Annotated in this window: 10 protein-coding genes and 3 rRNA genes; 9 read left to right on the forward strand and 4 right to left on the reverse strand. The window is 40.4% G+C overall.

Features of this window, described 5'->3' with window-relative positions:
• Positions 1 to 27: 27 nt before the first annotated feature.
• Entirely contained in the window at positions 28 to 1,113 is a 1,086-nt protein-coding gene (locus tag CYTFE_RS0120380) for a mannose-1-phosphate guanylyltransferase (RefSeq protein ID WP_027473329.1), read from the reverse strand.
• A 142-nt stretch (positions 1,114 to 1,255) separates the two neighbouring features.
• Here CYTFE_RS0120380 and CYTFE_RS27470 point away from each other — a divergent pair, with 142 nt between their 5' ends.
• On the forward strand, positions 1,256 to 1,858 hold the full coding sequence (locus CYTFE_RS27470) for an MlaE family ABC transporter permease (RefSeq protein WP_081736057.1): 603 nt from the start codon (positions 1,256 to 1,258) through the stop codon (positions 1,856 to 1,858).
• Here CYTFE_RS27470 and CYTFE_RS0120390 read toward each other — a convergent pair.
• The gene (locus CYTFE_RS0120390) at positions 1,847 to 3,154 is read right to left on the reverse strand and encodes an IS701 family transposase (protein WP_027473330.1); all 1,308 of its coding nucleotides are present in this window, start codon (positions 3,152 to 3,154) and stop codon (positions 1,847 to 1,849) included. The genes CYTFE_RS27470 and CYTFE_RS0120390 overlap by 12 nt on opposite strands.
• Before the next feature lie 206 nt (positions 3,155 to 3,360).
• Here CYTFE_RS0120390 and CYTFE_RS29645 point away from each other — a divergent pair, with 206 nt between their 5' ends.
• From CYTFE_RS29645 to rrf, 6 genes are all read left to right on the forward strand, one after another.
• Entirely contained in the window at positions 3,361 to 3,522 is a 162-nt protein-coding gene (locus CYTFE_RS29645; RefSeq protein ID WP_235208384.1) for an ABC transporter permease, read from the forward strand.
• Positions 3,519 to 4,271, forward strand: a complete 753-nt coding sequence (locus CYTFE_RS0120400) for an ABC transporter ATP-binding protein (protein ID WP_027473331.1) — start codon at positions 3,519 to 3,521, stop codon at positions 4,269 to 4,271. The genes CYTFE_RS29645 and CYTFE_RS0120400 overlap by 4 nt, the downstream gene beginning before the upstream one ends.
• 22 nt (positions 4,272 to 4,293) lie before the next feature.
• A complete protein-coding gene (locus CYTFE_RS0120405) occupies positions 4,294 to 5,031 on the forward strand; it encodes a hypothetical protein (RefSeq protein ID WP_027473332.1) in 738 nt (245 codons plus the stop codon).
• Positions 5,032 to 5,776: 745 nt separating this feature from the next.
• Positions 5,777 to 7,298: ribosomal RNA gene (locus tag CYTFE_RS0120410) — 16S ribosomal RNA — on the forward strand.
• Positions 7,299 to 7,451: 153 nt separating this feature from the next.
• Positions 7,452 to 10,249, forward strand: a 23S ribosomal RNA gene (locus tag CYTFE_RS0120415).
• Between the two features lie 77 nt (positions 10,250 to 10,326).
• Positions 10,327 to 10,436, forward strand: a 5S ribosomal RNA gene (rrf, locus tag CYTFE_RS0120420).
• Together the 16S, 23S and 5S rRNA genes form the textbook arrangement of a ribosomal RNA operon.
• A gap of 383 nt (positions 10,437 to 10,819) precedes the next feature.
• On the opposite strand, the gene istB is transcribed toward rrf, so the two are convergent.
• Positions 10,820 to 11,575, reverse strand: a complete 756-nt coding sequence (istB, locus tag CYTFE_RS0120425) for an IS21-like element helper ATPase IstB (protein WP_027473333.1) — start codon at positions 11,573 to 11,575, stop codon at positions 10,820 to 10,822.
• A gap of 3 nt (positions 11,576 to 11,578) precedes the next feature.
• Positions 11,579 to 13,042 (reverse strand): IS21 family transposase, encoded by a 1,464-nt coding sequence (gene istA / locus CYTFE_RS27475; RefSeq protein ID WP_262505591.1) that lies wholly within the window; start codon positions 13,040 to 13,042, stop codon positions 11,579 to 11,581.
• Between the two features lie 1,253 nt (positions 13,043 to 14,295).
• Between istA and CYTFE_RS0120435 the strand changes: the two genes are divergently transcribed.
• Together CYTFE_RS0120435 and CYTFE_RS0120440 are read left to right on the forward strand one after the other, a co-directional pair.
• Positions 14,296 to 15,333 (forward strand): serine hydrolase domain-containing protein, encoded by a 1,038-nt coding sequence (locus CYTFE_RS0120435; RefSeq protein WP_027473334.1) that lies wholly within the window; start codon positions 14,296 to 14,298, stop codon positions 15,331 to 15,333.
• 267 nt (positions 15,334 to 15,600) lie between these two features.
• Positions 15,601 to 18,027: a TonB-dependent receptor gene (locus CYTFE_RS0120440; protein WP_027473335.1), complete on the forward strand. Its 2,427-nt coding sequence runs from the start codon at positions 15,601 to 15,603 to the stop codon at positions 18,025 to 18,027.
• Positions 18,028 to 18,090 lie beyond the last annotated feature (63 nt).

The following is an 18,090-nucleotide window of genomic DNA, read 5'->3' on the forward strand; positions in this document are numbered from 1 at the left end:
TTTTTTGTTTGTTATATAGAGGGTTTATTATTTCTCTTGACCATATTCTGCAAGAATATCTGCAGAAAACTGACGAATTTGTTGTTCGTTGGATTTAGGACAAATGAGTAAGCAATCGTGTGATTCGGCAACGATATAATTATCAAGCCCTTGTATTACCGCCATTTTTTTGTTAGGGAGATTGATAATGCAGTTTTTAGAATCATAGGTAAGTACTTTGCCTGTATTGATCGCATTCTGGTTGTCGTCCTTGTCAGAGTGCTCATATAGTGATGACCAGGTACCCAAATCGCTCCACCCAAAATCAGCAGTTAATACATATACATTCGTGGCTTTTTCCATTATGCCATAGTCTATAGAGATATTGTCGCATTCATGGTAGATTTCCTTGATGGCGTTCTCTTGTTGATCTGTGTTTATTTGATCATTAATATTGTCAAACAAACGTTTTACTTCGGGTAAGTGTTTATCGAAGGCATTCTCTATGGCTCTTAACGTCCAAATAAATATGCCTGAGTTCCAGAAAAATTCCCCGCTCTCAAAAAATACCTTGGCTAATTCTAAATTGGGCTTCTCTGTAAATGTTTTTACAGGTTCAATGACGCCCAATTCTGTAGGTGAATCATCGCTGACTTGTATATAGCCATAACCAGTTTCCGGACGGTGAGGTTTGATGCCTAAGGTGAGCAAAGCGTCAAAGTTCTGTACAAAGTCCACTCCTTTTGAAATTACCTTGACAAATTCTTCCGGCTTAAGAATTAAATGGTCGGCAGGGGTTACTATGATAGATGCCTCAGAATTGCGTTTTTTAATCCATGCGTTGGCATAGGCAATGCATGGGGCTGTATTTCTTCTATAAGGTTCTGTTAGCACTTGTTCTGCTTTTAAAGCAGGAAGCTGTTCAAGTACCATTGCCTTGTATTCAATACTTGTTACTACTAAAAAATTTTCAGCAGGACAAATGGGGGTAAACCTTTCAAATGTTTGCTGAATCAGGGTTCTACCGGTTCCTAGAATATCTAAGAACTGTTTAGGGGTTTCTTCTCGGCTGATTGGCCAAAATCTGCTTCCGATTCCCCCTGCCATAATTACGCAGTAGGTGTTGTTTGTCATCGTATATTTTTTATATTTCAACATCATTTGTAATATGTTGGTGAAAATACCTAAAAACAGCCACAATAAAAACCATTGTTCTTTAGAATTAAAATTTTTTTACCCTGAATTAAGTTAGTATTTTTATCGCAAATCAAAATATATGGGATTTCTATTTCATTTCGGGAGGTATGTTATGTTCTTAAAAAGAGTGTTCTCCAGACCGGAAAAATATAAGATACTTTTTAAGCAGATCATTAAGGAAGCGGAAAGTCTGGGCGTTAACTCTCTTGGTATCGTTTCTATTATTTCTGTATTCATGGGAGCCGTTATTACCTTGCAAACGGCGTATAACCTCGATTCGGCTTTTATTCCTAAATATACAATAGGTTATGCTGCCCGGCAGTCTGTTGTATTAGAATTTTCTTCAACAATTGTTGGTCTTATATTGGCAGGTAAGGTGGGCTCTAATATTGCTTCCGAGATTGGTAGTATGCGAGTGACAGAGCAGATTGATGCGATTGAAATAATGGGTATCAATTCAGCTAGCTTTCTTGTGTTACCTAAGATCTTGGGTATGGTTCTTATGATTCCTTTTATAACTGTGATAAGTATGGGTGTAGGTGTGATGGGCGGATGGCTCTCTGGTGTTTTGTCAGGTGAAGTGCTTTCTGCTGATTTTATATATGGTGCAAGGCTTGATTTTATTCCCTTTCATGTTATCTATGCGCTCATTAATTCTACTTTAACAGATTTATTGCTTTGAATAACAGAGGTCTATGTCACGCTGTCGCTTTTCATGTCGCTGCTGCAGTTTTTCCAGCATCCGTTCATCGGTCATTTCACGATAAAATTTGTATACCATAAAATCCATAATGTCTCTTGCCGACAACAATGGGACTTCGTCTTGATTCAATAGTTTTTCTTTCAGCATAAAGCTGCCCACCATTAAGTTGAGGGCTACTTGGTGATGCCATGACAGCCATTTGCGGGTTTGGAACTGATCCAAGCCTACTGTCTGTTTTTGCTCTTTGAAGCTATGCTCAATGAAAAAGCGTTGTGCCTGCATGTATGCCAGCGCCTGATGCGTGTATTGAGCAAGTTCTGCGTTAGTGAACGAATATTTTATTTCTACTCCCTGCTTTGTCTTTCTTTTCGAAATGACCAGCAACCGTTTCTCAACAATGTTCTGAACCTTATCCCAAATGTAAACTGTCTTAAAATGGAACAATCCCTTCAGCTTTCCCTTGGCAGAATCACGAATGTCAAGCTTTTTCCAGTCCTTGTTTGTAAGCGTTTCTATATATTCGTTAGCGTTTACCGATGGGGTGCTTGCCTTCGGCCTTTTGGGTGGGCGCCCACGATTGCTCTTTCGCTCTGGAATATGTAGTTCTGGTTTTTCAAGGTGGATTTTTTGATCGCTATGAATGTCAAGCATGTACACCAAACCCATATCCTCAACCGAACGGGTAAACGCAAGGTCATTGCCATAAAGTCCATCCCCCCCAACGTAATCGAACTCGATACCCATTTCCAGTTGGTGCTTCACAATATCTGTAGCCAGCTCCGGTTTTGTCTTGAAAACCCTGTCCTCTTTGGGGATGCCAGCAGTTTCACACCTGGCGTTGTTAGTACACCATGACCTTGGAAGGTACAGTCTCGTGTCGACCAACGCTGCATATTTGTCCGTGCACAAGCAACCAAAAACTGCAACCTGCGAGTTTGCAGTCTTCCCAACGTTCCCGCAATACTGGTGATCAACACCAATGCTTTTGTCACCTTTTTTCACCCATCCGCTTTCGTCTATGAGTAATCCTTTTAATTTTTGGTTTGGGAGTGATTGGTCTACCTGATTTGCTATTTGGTCGATGACAGCTCTTGCATCCCAATTGGATTCGGTGATAAAATGCTGCATCTTATGGTAGTCTGCGTTTAATGTCTCAGTGATGCGTTCGATGTTTTTCAAATCGCTTAAAGCTAGACCTTCGACGTATTGAGTAGCTTTGTCGAAGTTGGATTTTGTTCTATTTTTAAAATGGTGCTGAAATTCAGATAAATACACTTCAAGTCGGTTGTTGACCGCTAGCAGTGTTTTACCATTATTCGTATATTTTTTTAAGTTTTTCGCCCGTTACCCATTGCAAACTTGAGTTTTGTTCTTTGTTTCAATTGCAATATACTAATTTACTGTTTATTACGAAAGAAAAACAATACTAAATTATCGTTTTTTCAGTGATCATTTTAATCTGTTAAAGTAGAATTAAGTCTGTGGTTTTTGCCTTTTTGATTTCAACTATTTCTGCTTATCAGGGTTATCATGTTCAAGGAGGTTCGCTCGAAGTGGGGGTGGCCAGTACGCGTGCTGTAGTTATTAGCAGTATACAAATTTTGTTATTCAATCTTTTACTAACTCAGTTGTTGTTGGCATGATAGAGGTAAAAAATGTTAATAAATCCTTTCATGGAAAGCAAATTTTGTTCGATGTGTCTGCTACATTTGAAACAGGCCAAACAAATCTAATTATTGGACAAAGTGGACATGGAAAAACTGTTTTGCTTAAATCAATTGTTGGTCTGCACCAAATTGATTCGGGACAGATCGTATATGATGATGAAGTTTTTTCGGAAATGCCCTTTTCTGAGCAGAAGTTGATTAGAAAGAAAATAGGAATGTTGTTTCAAGGTTCAGCACTCTTCGACTCTTTAACTGTTGAAGAAAATGTGAGGTTCCCACTGGATATGTTCTCGGATAAATCATTGGAAGAAAAATCGGATAGGGTTAATTTCTGTCTCAATAGAGTGAATCTTGAAAATGTGAACCACCTTTATCCTTCGGAGATTAGTGGTGGTATGCAAAAACGAGTGGCTATTGCCAGAGCTATTGCCCTTAATCCCCAATATCTTTTTTGTGATGAACCGAATTCCGGACTAGATCCTAAAACAGCCATTGTTATTGATGAGCTTATCTATGAAATTACCAAAGAGTATGGAATAACAACCATTATAAATACACATGATATGAATTCCGTGATGGCTATTGGTGAAAAGATTATTTATATCTATCAGGGACGAAAGCTATGGGAAGGTAATAAAAATGATATTTTGTTGGCTAAGGAAGAGAAATTAAACGACTTTGTTTTTGCATCTGAACTTTTTAAGAGGATTAAAGAAAATTTGTAATTGAGTTTTATTGGGTAGACGTATGGAAAACTCTCGTGGTCCAAATGGAATGGATGTGCATTATATTTTTAAGTTGATGGAAACCTCAACGAATAGGTGTAGTGTTTACTTAAAACAGGTTTTAAGTACCGTAGTTGAGATTGAGCGCATAGAACTGTGTTATCCATCTGTCTGGAGTGTTTTTGCTTTGAAAACAACCTTTAAATTGCATAAAAAATGGAAGGCCCTCTTCCCGATCTTATTTCTTCCAGATAAAACAACCACGAATTACAAGGCAACATATGTTAATCGGTCGAAACTGAATTTATTGGGAATTATTTTTAGTATTAATGCTTCAAAGCAGATAGAACTGAAATCGTATGCTTGTGACAATGTTAGTTTGTTGCTGCAGGTATTATTGTTTCTTCATTTCAATGATCAGGGTGTACATCCGGATGGTTTCATAGAAAGTCCTACGGCTACGTATCTACGTGTAAAACTTGGGCCTTCTTATAGCGAAGGACAAGTGATAGATTTTATGGATCTACTATTCGATCAATATAAGCATACGCATATTTCAGCAAAGTCGTTTCGAAGATTGTTCCGGTGTTTTGGTCCTTGTACTGAAGATATCGCTAACCAGGCTTTTGATTACTATGGGGAGTCAAAAGACTGCTTTAAAGCATGGACAAAAGCAGTGGAAGAGTATTTAATAGGTGTATTAAATATTGACAAGAATGTTTCGAAACGAATAGCTTCTCTATTGTTGTCTGTCCATTGAATGCTATTGATTGTGATATTCGCATTAGACGAAGTGTAAATAGGATATTTATGGATTAAGGAAAAAAGAATAAAAAAACATTTAGCTGTAAATACTTGACAATATATTGCTTAGGTATTATCTTTCAAGTTCGATTAAAAAAAAGAGAAGGGAAAGGTTAGGAATTACGAAATAAAGTCTCTTTCTTTGCACCCGCTTTGAACGAAAGGCGAGAGAAGTAACTGAGATATTGAGGTAAAAGAAGGGATTAAAAAACATTGATAATAAGGTGTTTTAAGGACGGATGAGGAGTTAAAAAAGAGTCTAAAAAATATTTTTAAATTTTATTTTGCAGATTCAATAAAAACCTTTATCTTTGCAGCCGCTAAAACGGTAGCAAAAAAGGATAAAAAACTGATAAGAATGAAGTCTTTAAAACTGTTTAAATACAGGAGTTTGGAAAGGAATAAAGCGAAAAAATTAATTTTCAATTTTTCTCAAAAAACATTTGGAATTAAGGGAATAAAGTTGTTATCTTTGCATCCGCTTTTACAGCGATAAACTAACATCGGTTAGTTTTAACAAACAGATTGAACTTAGGTTTTAGACCTAAAAGATATAAAGACGATAAGGAGACTTATCGACGTTCTTTGAAAATATTGGAATGCACAAAAGGAAAAATAACAGAGTGATTCTTTGAGTAAGGCTCTTGTAAAGAATAATAGTTATAGAAATAGTTTACTAGATCTATACAGATAATTTTTATACAACGAAGAGTTTGATCCTGGCTCAGGATGAACGCTAGCGACAGGCCTAACACATGCAAGTCGAGGGGTAACATTGTAGCTTGCTACAGATGACGACCGGCGCACGGGTGCGTAACGCGTATGAAACCTACCTTTTACAGGGGAATAGCCCGGAGAAATTTGGATTAATGCCCCATGGTTATACTTTACCGCATGGTAAATTATATAAAGCTTCGGCGGTAAAAGATGGTCATGCGTGACATTAGCTAGTTGGTAAGGTAACGGCTTACCAAGGCGACGATGTCTAGGGGTTCTGAGAGGAAGGTCCCCCACACTGGTACTGAGACACGGACCAGACTCCTACGGGAGGCAGCAGTGAGGAATATTGGTCAATGGCCGCAAGGCTGAACCAGCCATGTCGCGTGCAGGAAGACGGCCCTATGGGTTGTAAACTGCTTTTGTACGGGAAGAAACGTATCTACGAGTAGATATTTGCCGGTACCGTACGAATAAGCATCGGCTAACTCCGTGCCAGCAGCCGCGGTAATACGGAGGATGCGAGCGTTATCCGGATTTATTGGGTTTAAAGGGTGCGTAGGCGGACTAATAAGTCAGTGGTGAAATCTTGCGGCTCAACCGTAAAACTGCCATTGATACTGTTAGTCTTGAATTTAGTTGAGGTAGGCGGAATGTGTTGTGTAGCGGTGAAATGCATAGATATAACACAGAACACCGATTGCGAAGGCAGCTTACTAAGCTATAATTGACGCTGATGCACGAAAGCGTGGGTAGCGAACAGGATTAGATACCCTGGTAGTCCACGCCGTAAACGATGATTACTCGTTGTTGGCAATACATGGTCAGCGACTGAGCGAAAGCATTAAGTAATCCACCTGGGGAGTACGTTGGCAACAATGAAACTCAAAGGAATTGACGGGGGCCCGCACAAGCGGAGGAACATGTGGTTTAATTCGATGATACGCGAGGAACCTTACCTGGACTTAAATGTAGGCTGCATAGAGTAGAGATATTCTTTTCTTCGGACTGCTTACAAGGTGCTGCATGGTTGTCGTCAGCTCGTGCCGTGAGGTGTCGGGTTAAGTCCCATAACGAGCGCAACCCCTATTGTTAGTTACCAGCACGTAAAGGTGGGGACTCTAACAAGACTGCCGGTGTAAACCGCGAGGAAGGTGGGGATGACGTCAAATCAGCACGGCCCTTACGTCCAGGGCTACACACGTGTTACAATGGCCGGTACAAAGGGCAGCTACATGGCGACATGATGCTAATCCCTAAACCCGGTCTCAGTTCGGATCGGAGTCTGCAACTCGACTCCGTGAAGCTGGATTCGCTAGTAATCGCATATCAGCCATGATGCGGTGAATACGTTCCCGGGCCTTGTACACACCGCCCGTCAAACCATGGAAGCCGAGGGTACCTGAAGTCCGTTACCGCAAGGAGCGGCCTAGGGTAAAACTGGTAACTAGGGTTAAGTCGTAACAAGGTAGCCGTACCGGAAGGTGTGGCTGGAACACCTCCTTTCTGGAGAGAGACTTACAATTATTAAAGATGAACAGTTATCAAATTTTGTGTATTCCACGTTGTCCAAAACGGGACAAAACGTACATTGACATATTGGCAAAACAATCAAAATCATAAGTTGGCCTTAACGCAGATCGTTAAGGATCAACCAACAAGAAAGTAAGCAAGGGCGCACGGTGGATGCCTAGGCTTTCAGAGGCGACGAAAGACGTGATAAGCTGCGATAAGCCACGGGGAGAAGCAAATATTTGTTGATCCGTGGATTTCTGAATGGGGCAACCCGTCCGGTTGATGACCGGTCACTCCGCAAGGAGGGCAAACCCAGGGAACTGAAACATCTAAGTACCTGGAGGAGAAGAAAATAATAATGATTCCCCTAGTAGCGGCGAGCGAACGGGGATTAGCCCAAACCTACAATGTTTAGGCATTGTAGGGGTTATAGGACCACAACATGAATATAAAATAGAAGTAGAACGTTTTGGAAAGAACGACCAAAGAAGGTGATAGTCCAGTACACGTAATATTTTATAGGATAGTGGTATCCTGAGTAGGTCGGGACACGTGAAATCCTGTCTGAATTTGCCGGGCCCATCCGGTAAGGCTAAATACTCCTGAAAGACCGATAGTGAACCAGTACCGTGAGGGAAAGGTGAAAAGTACCCCTAACAGGGGAGTGAAATAGTACCTGAAACCGTGCGCTTACAAGCGGTCGGAGCTGATTAATCAGTGACGGCGTGCCTTTTGCATAATGAGCCTACGAGTTAGTCGTAGTTGGCAAGGTTAAGGGCCTCAGTCCCGGAGCCGAAGCGAAAGCGAGTCTTAATAGGGCGAATAAGTCAGCTGCGCTAGACGCGAAACCAGGTGATCTACCCATGGTCAGGTTGAAGTTCCGGTAACACGGAATGGAGGACCGAACCGCCAGACGTTGAAAAGTCTTCGGATGAACTGTGGGTAGGGGTGAAAGGCCAATCAAACCTGGAAATAGCTCGTACTCCCCGAAATGCATTTAGGTGCAGCCTTGTTTTAGTTATACAGAGGTAGAGCTACTGATTGGACGAGAGGGCTTCACCGCCTATCAACTCCTGATAAACTCCGAATGCTGTATAATGATGAACAGGAGTGAGGGCATGGGTGCTAAGGTCCGTGTCCGAAAGGGAAAGAACCCAGACCATCAGCTAAGGTCCCCAAATATATGCTAAGTTGAACAAACGCGGTTTGATTGCAGAGACAGCTAGGATGTTGGCTTGGAAGCAGCCATTCATTTAAAGAGTGCGTAACAGCTCACTAGTCGAGCGATCGAGCATGGATAATAATCGGGCATAAGCATATTACCGAAGCTATGGATTGTTAATTTATTAACAGTGGTAGGGGAGCATTCCAATGACGCAGAAGCCGGATGGCGATGTCCGGTGGAGTAATTGGAAAAGCAAATGTAGGCATAAGTAACGATAATGCGGGCGAGAAACCCGCACGCCGAAAGACTCAGGTTTCCTGATCAACGCTAATCGGATCAGGGTTAGTCGGGACCTAACGCGAACCCGAAAGGGGTAGTGGATGGATAGCAGGTTAATATTCCTGCACTTCCTGTACAATAAAAGTGACGTATTGTTGAGACTGCTAGGTACTGACGGAATAGTACGTAGAGCCTAGGCTTCGGCCGAAGCGAAGCAGAGCAAACGGTACCGAGAAAAGCGAGTACAGGGACCCGTACCGTAAACGGACACACGTAGTTGGGTTGAGTATACTGAGGCGCTCGAGTGATTCATGGCTAAGGAACTCGGCAAATTAGCCCCGTAACTTCGGGAAAAGGGGCGCCAGTTTAGGCTGGCCGCAGAGAAATGGCGCATGCGACTGTTTATCAAAAACACATGGCTTTGCAAATTCGAAAGAAGAGGTATAAGGCCTGACACCTGCCCGGTGCTGGAAGGTTAAGAGGAGATGTTAGTTTCGACGAAGCATTGAATTGAAGCCCCAGTAAACGGCGGCCGTAACTATAACGGTCCTAAGGTAGCGAAATTCCTTGTCGGGTAAGTTCCGACCTGCACGAATGGTGTAACGATGTGCGCACTGTCTCGGCCATGAGCTCGGTGAAATTGTAGTATCGGTGAAGATGCCGATTACCCGCAACGGGACGGAAAGACCCCGTGAACCTTTACTGCAACTTAACATTGGTTGTGGGTAAGTAATGTGTAGGATAGGACGGAGGCTTTGATGCTGCATCGCCAGGTGTAGTTTAGCCGCCCTTGAAATACGTCCCTTTGCTTATCTGTGGCCTAACGGATTAATCCGGACATTGTTTGGTGGGTAGTTTGACTGGGGTGGTCGCCTCCAAAAGAGTAACGGAGGCTTTCAAAGGTTTCCTCAGGACGATTGGTAACCGTCCGTGGAGTGTAATGGCACAAGGAAGCTTGACTGTGAGGCCGACAAGCCGACCAGGTACGAAAGTAGGACATAGTGATCCGGTGGTTCCGCATGGAAGGGCCATCGCTCAAAGGATAAAAGGTACTCCGGGGATAACAGGCTGATCGCTCCCAAGAGCTCATATCGACGGAGCGGTTTGGCACCTCGATGTCGGCTCGTCACATCCTGGGGCTGGAGAAGGTCCCAAGGGTTGGGCTGTTCGCCCATTAAAGTGGCACGCGAGCTGGGTTCAGAACGTCGTGAGACAGTTCGGTCCCTATCTGTTGTGGGCGTAGGATATTTGAGAAGACCTGACGTTAGTACGAGAGGACCGCGTTGGACATACCTCTGGTGCACCAGTTGTTCCGCCAGGAGCATCGCTGGGTAGCTATGTGTGGAAGGGATAAGTGCTGAAAGCATCTAAGCACGAAGCCTGCTTCAAGATGAGATATCCTTATTAGGGACGTTGTAGACTACGACGTTGATAGGCCGTAGGTGTAAAGGTGGTAACACCAAAGCCGAGCGGTACTAATTGCCCGAAACTTTTAGTTGGAGCATTAAGCGCCGAAATGTGATTTTGATTGTAGCCGATGTGACAATAAAAAAATATAAAGGAATATAACAATATTCAGGTGGTTATAGCGACGGGGCTCCACCTCTTCCCATTCCGAACAGAGAAGTTAAGCCCGTTAGCGCCGATGGTACTGCGTACAGTGGGAGAGTAGGTCGCCGCCCATCTTAAAAGAGAGCAATTGGATTTTATCCAGTTGCTCTTTTTTTTTTGCTTTATGGGTGTTGCAAGGCGCAAGACGCATGAGGTGGCGAGTTGTTATAGTTGGCGAGCTGGTAAAGATGTTAGCTTGTTAGGTTGGTGAGCTGGTAAAGTTGCGGAGTTGTTAAAGTCGTGGAGTTGTTGAAGTTGTTATAGTTGTGTTTCTCATTTAATAAATATCTTCCATTAATGTACAAAGCTATCAATTAATGAACCGCAGGGCAGGCCTGAGAATAGCAAATTATACATCAGCAATTTTTCGCAATAGTATTCCATCACTTATGATTAAAAAATATATTGCTAATCCCTTGCATGCAAAGAGAGCGTAGCGAACGAAGCATGCAAGGGATTAGTGTTCATGAGAAAAGATTGTTTTTCTGTTTTCTATCCGATAGCTTTTCCCTTCCAATTTCAAGACTTCACATCGATAAAGCAAGCGATCTAACAGTGCCGTGGCCAGGACTTCATCCTCGAGGGTTTCAGCCCATTGTTTAGGCGATTTATTTGTTGTAATAATCACAGAGGTCTGTTCATGTAGGTGATTTACAAGGTTGAAAAATGCCACAGCTTCATGTTTCTTAATAGGAAAAAGCATTATATCATCAATCGCAATTAAATGAGCTTTTGTCAGTCGGTTGTAAGCATTTAAAGCAGAAGATGTCATTTCTTTCATTTTTAATATGGTAACAAGTTCTTCCATTGTGATGAAATAAGATTTGTACCCGGCAACTACAGCATCATGCACAAGGCCCGCCGCAATATAGGTTTTACCGGTTCCGGATGGTCCCATTAAAACCAGATTGTAGTTTTGTTCCAGCCACATCAACTCACGCAGTTGTTTTAGTTGGGGTTTTGTAATACCGTTGGCAACATTAAAATCGTAGTTATCCAGCTGATGTTTCTTCGGTAATCTGGCTAGTTTGAGTCTTCGCTCCAGATCGGTATTTTGCCTGTGAAGGACTTCTTTTTTCAATAACTCCAGGGTGAATTCCGTATATGAAAGCTTATCTATTTGCGCCTGATGCAAGATTTCTTCTGGGGACTTCTTTGTCTGGGTAAGCCGCAACAATTCGGCATACTGCTTGATTTGTTCTATTTGCTTCATGATCTATCTCAATAATGTTTCATAAATTTCGATACTACTTTGGGCAGGAGCAATCGACTCCTTAGGGGGTTCCACATTCACTTTACTGATATTTATTTTACTCGCCTCCGATATTTGTTTTTCTTCGTTTTGAAGATGGGCAAGTACCTCCGCAAATCGATACCCATTAAACACTTTGTTTTCGATGCAGAAGTTTAAAGTTTCTGTTTTTACCCGATCGTTCGCATTGTTTATAGCTTTTAAAATTTCCCTTATATTATCATGAAAATAACGCGGTTTGTCATTTTCCAGGTCAGCCAAATAGCTTTGTGATTCTGGTGTATTGCCAAAAGCGTTTAATAAAAGTTCATATCTCTGTTGTAGTGTCTTTGATTTTTCGCGGCAGTGATCCGTGTTGCGCACCAAAACACCCTTTCCCAGCGGAATCTTATGAGACGCAACAAGCGTATTTACATCAGATAACAAGTCCAGGGTATTCCCTTTGTCATCAAGAAGCACGGTTGTATCGGCATCTTTGTAAGTCCCTATTGGTAAACTGTAAAAATTTCCCTTGTAGGCAACGGTGTTGTCTTTTCGAACCTTGTAACCAGGCAGTAATATTAATGGTTTTTCAGGGGTGTCGCGGTAAGGTTCCAGATGTGATTGTTCAATCAACCATTGTTCATAAGGGACTTTCCTGGTGGTTCCGTGAAGCTTGGCATTTGCTGTACGTTTAAGCCATGCCAGGCAATCTTCCTGAAGGGTGTTTTGATCCTGAAATGTACGACCTTTCAGGAAGTTATATTTGACATATTTCACCACATTCTCAACCTTTCCCTTGGATTCAGGATCTGCTTTCCTGCAAAAAATAGTTTCAAAAGAGTATTGCTGGCAAAAACTTCGAAATCCTTCTGTTAATAAAACATCACCAAGATTTTCCCCCTTTATAAATACTTTATCCTGATCGTAAATGATCTTACTTGGTATACCGTTAAAGTAATTAAAAGCTAACTCGTGAGCATATACCGCAGTTTGGGTGGTAAAAGGGCAGCGTTGACAATAAACGTACTTGTAGCGAGAACGCGAAAGTACCATGGCGAAGAAATACACTTTGATACGATGACCTTCTCCACTCTGCATAGTAATCTCGCCAAAATCAACCTGAGCCTCGCTACCATAAGCTACCTCAGGCAGCTTTTGATATTGACGGGAACCCACTTCTTTGTACTTATTGATGGCATGCTTCTCCCGAATCGTTTTTACGAAGTTATAGACCGTTTTGCTATCTACTTTCGGTAAATCTTCAAATGATTCTTTTAAACGATCTTCTACCTGGGCGGCTGACAAGTGAGGCGTGCTTTCGAGAAGTGTTTTTACATATTTATAATAACCAGAGAGCTTTTTTGACAGGCGATGCTGCTTATTTATCCACAACATAAAAGTCTGTTCATCCATTGCTAAATATTTACGGACAGTGCCTCTATCTATCTATCTATCTATCTCAAGCTCTCTACTTATTTGACTCTTATTGAGTCCTTGTTTCCATAATTCATTAACTTTGTACCACATAAAAACTTTTTGGTTTTTATTCATAGCCTTTGTTTTTTTAGATTTCACAACCTAAAAATGGAGGCTATTTTTTATTTCTACAACTGGTGATGTTCTATTGCGAAATTTTGATGGTACTAATTTCCTATTCTCAGTTTTTAGCTTGTTAGGTTGGCGAGCCGGTAAAGTCGTGGAGTGGCTGAGTTGTATTTCTCATTTAATAGATATCTTCCATTCGTATATGAAACTATCAGTAAAAGACCGCAGGGCAGGCCAGAACAATAGCCCCGGGGCCGGCGCTGGCGAGAGGCTTCCCTGGGCGCACTTGAGGTGGTAGTGCGCCGGACGGAAAGGGAAGTTGATGTAGGGCTGATAGTGATCTATTGTTCTAGACCTTTTTGGTCCTTTTTATGGCAATGATAAAAAGGACATATACATAAGAAACAAAAGCAAGGTATGTATCAAAAGAATAAAGTTATCCTCTTTCATACAGAAACAATATTTTCAATTTATGAACAATTTCAAGTAAAACATAAAAGTTCTCAACTTATTAAAATCCATATTCAAGAACTCTGATCTAAAGATATCTTTCATATGTTTATAATTTGTTTCTTAATGGTCATATGGAACTCGCCGTGATAATCATTCACCTGTGTGAGAGATCACTCTCATGGCTCGTTTCATATAAATACCCAATTACCAACAAATCGACTGCAGGGTTGGCCAGAACAATAGCCCGGGGGCCGGCGCTGGCGAGAAGCTTGATGGTGGCGAGTTGTTATAGTTGTTAAGTTGATGGAATTGGCGAGCTGGAAAAGATGTTAGTTTGTTAGCTTGTTAGGTTGGTGAGCTGGTAAAGTCGTGTAGTTGTTGAGTTGTGCAAGCCTTCTTTTTTAATAGAACTTCAAGTACAGCATAGAAGTTCTCAATTATAAAAATCTATGTTTAAGCTCTCTCATACAAAGGATATCTTCTATTTATATACAAAATTATCAGTAAAAAGACCGCAGGGGTGGCCAGAACAATAGCCGTGGCCCGCGCTGGCGAGAGGCTATGGCCCTGGAAAATGCATTAGAAAATCTCTAATCCCTCATTTGTGTTTAAACGCTCTATTTGCTATATTCAGCAATGAAATTATATTTAGTCATGCTTTAAAATATGCAGTATAGCATCCAAAATAGAATAACTAAGTAATGAATAAAAAAACAACAAGGCGAATAATTAGGGTTTTATTGTTTTTGGGTACCATAATATCTTTATATTTTGTACCATGGCCGATTGTTCAAGCCTGGATTTTACCACTTCCAAGCACCGTTCAAGATCAGGTTGATAAAGCCTCGGATTACGGATTTGATGGTATCATTGTATGTGTAAATAAAAAGGGGAATCAATGTGTATTTTATACTTCAGGTTACAAGGATAGGGCAAACAAAACTCCATCTGAACCTGATGCATTGTTTAAGATTGCCAGTGTAAGCAAATTGTATATAGCAGTAGCTGTCGCCAAATTAGTCTCAGAGGGAAAGTTGTCATTGGATAGCACACTAGCAGGATATTTGCCCGAATTGAAGGGAAGGATAGAATATGCCAATAAAATTACATTGCGTATGTTAGTTAAACATAGGAGTGGTATTCCTAATTATACAGACACATATATGTATTGGGTTGCGCCGAAAGAGACGGCAGAAGAAAATCTTGACTTGGTTTTGGACTTACCTGCCAACTTTAAACCCGATGAAGATGAAGAATATTCTAATACCAATTATTTGTTACTTGATAGAGTCATCAACCAAACTCTTGGATATGGTACGTTCCAATACATTCAAGAGGAGATACTAAGCCCATTGAATCTACAGCATACTTTTGGCTCTATAAATGATGTTAATTTAGATGATGTGATGAGTGGTTATTATGTGGGTTATGATTTTGATTTAAAAGGGAATAATGTAAGTTCTGTATTAGCGAGTGCAGAGGATTTGAGTATATTTATTAGAGCGTTAAACGACGGTTCGGTATTTAGAGATAAAAATGAACAAGAAATATACGCATCCATTTATAAGTATGGACATACTGGCTTGATACCCGGATACCAAACAATCGCTAAATACCATCCGGATATTGATGCGGTTGTAATACAATTTACAAACACAGTAAATTTTGATGGATATAATTGGAATATGTCAGAAGTAATGTATAATCGTATCGTTAAATTACTAAGGAAGTCAAATTAACCTGTGATGGTGTCTGCGAAGCTTTTTGTCATTTATTATGATGAATTAATATTTTAAATATTATATTTACTACATTATATTTATTTTTGCATTATAGCTCAGAATACATTATTCTTAGGCTATACTATTGTTGTTTAATCAAACCTGAACCATATTGTTATATGTAATTCATATGGCGAATCGGATATTTATCGATGATTAGAATCGTTCTGGAGGATCAGTTAAGTTGATGTGCGACGAGCTCAAAGTAAGATTTTTAAACAAAAAATGCCAATTGCATTACATATTTTAGCCATAATGGAGATAAAAGACTATGATAAAAAATTGTTTCTGATTACACTTCTTTTGATCAATATGCAAGTTTTTGCACAAAAATGCGATGTAAGTGGAAGAATCATTGACAACACTTCGCATGTTCCGATTGCCTACGCCAATGTAGCTCTTTTTTCGACCAAGGATTCGTCGTTCATAAGTGGGGTGATGACCGATGATAGTGGCAAATTTTTAATACAAAACATAAAGACTGGAACTTATCAGGTAAAAATGAGTTTTATTGGATATCAGTCTGTGATCATTAACGATGTTTTTCTACAACCCGGTATTCGCGACTTGGGTGAAACTACACTTCAGATGCTTTCTGAAAAAATTGATGAAGTAGTCATTAAAAGTAGGAAGACAGCTATGAGCTATAAAGTAGATCGAAAGGTGATTGATGCAGGAAGTTTTCCCAGTGCAGATGTTGCCATTGATTTATTGGAAAATGTGCCATCGGTTCAGTTGGATCTGGACGGGAACCTTACCTACCGAGGTGACGGAACTTTTAAGGTATACATCAATGGACATCCTGTGGCCAATGGTGTAGAGAAACTGCGTCAGTTACCTGTTTCACGTATTGATAAAGTTGAAATTATTACCAATCCTTCGGCTAAATATGATGCGGAAGGATCGGCTGGTATCATTCAGGTTATTCTGAAGAAATCTCGTTTAGAAGGTTATACCATTAACAGTAGTGTGAACCTATCAACATTGGGCACTCATCGTTGGATGTTCTCTACAGATAAAAAAACGGATAAAAGCGGGTGGTATATTAATGCTTACTGGTTAGACGACGTATGGAGTAAATATAGTGAGGCAAGTGTTCAGCATGTTATGGATGAGACAAATAGTTATTTGACCAATTCTCATGTCGACTCTAAACACGGACAAAAGAGTTCAACTATTGAACTTGGTTTTAATTACGATTTATCCAATAAAGATTTTATCGATTTTTCGGCTTATATCAATCCTGCTGCAACGAAACAAAAAAACAGATCGAAAGGTTGGGTTACTGAACAAATGATATTGGTAAGCGGATCATCCATTGATTCAACTTATTATCTTAATAGCCTGTATAATTGCGATTATCAATACGTGGGAGGTACGCTGACTTATGAGCATGCGTTTGATAAGGATCGTTCCCACCTGCTCTCGGCTTATGTTGATTACTCTGCTAACCTTATAGATTTGTTCGAGCGTCAGTACGACGAACAGATCTATAAGGCTTTTATAGAAAGGGAGGGATTTGTCGGTTCAGAACACCAAGAAACCATGATTGAAGGGAAGTTCAACTATAAAATGCCTTTGCGAGAGGAAGTGATGATGGAAACTGGTGCTGAGATAAATACCGATCATATTCCTCGGATTGCTTCGGTGAGTGGGACTTTTGACGAAAATAATATTATCACGAAATATGACAATTCCCCTCTTAACCAAGAGGTTGATTTCATTCAGGATGTATATGCACTTTATTTTTTGCTAAAGCGTGAAGGTGAAAAAATGGCAGCACAAGCAGGAGCCAGGATGGAGTTTACAGATCGCCGCTCAGATTATAGTTATGATAATGGAGATGGTACCCGTACTTACAATCGCAAACGTAAGCGCTTTAACGACTTTTTTCCTTCCGCTCATATTACCTATAATTTTACGGAAACAAATCAACTTTACCTCAGTTATTCAAAACGTATAGAACGGCCGAATTATTGGAAACTGGTACCGTTGTTACAATATCAGTCAGCTTATGTGTATTACAAAGGCAATGGAAACGTGAAGCCTACCTATACTGATGCATGGGAAGTTGGATGGAAAAAGTCATGGAAGAAGAATTTTCTTTCGGCAGAATTGTTTACTCGTAAAACCGACAATGTAATCCAACGCTATTCGAAAATTTCAGAAGGGAATACGTTGATTGAATCACCCGAAAATGTCGGGCAGTCGTGGAGTACTGGCATTGAGATAATGGGTGGAGTCGACGTTTTTTCATGGTGGAATAGCAACTTGAGTACCAGTATTTATGCCTATAAGCTGGATGTTGATTTTGAGGATTATAAGTACACTCGTAAACAGTTAAAAGCTGATACGCGTTGGAATAACACCTTTATGTTGCCCAAATCCTATACGCTGAAATGGGATCTTAAATATAATAGTCCTTATAAAAATGCCCAAACAAAACGAGATGCTTATTTTGTTTCTAACTTGGCTCTCAAAAAAGAAATGAAAGATGGTAAATGGACAGCTACGGTGGTTTGTTCAGATATATTTTCAAGCGAGGCATATACTGTAACGCAAACCGGGGAACACTTTGTAATCAAAACTGATACAGATTACCAGCCTTATGTGTCATTTAAACTTGCCTTTGTTTTTGACGATCAGAAATAAAAGCAAATAATGAGTTCTAGATTCAACGATTTTTAATTCAATAATTTTGTTTGTAGTTTTGTT

The organism is Saccharicrinis fermentans DSM 9555 = JCM 21142, from assembly GCF_000517085.1.
GTDB lineage: Bacteria > Bacteroidota > Bacteroidia > Bacteroidales > Marinilabiliaceae > Saccharicrinis > Saccharicrinis fermentans.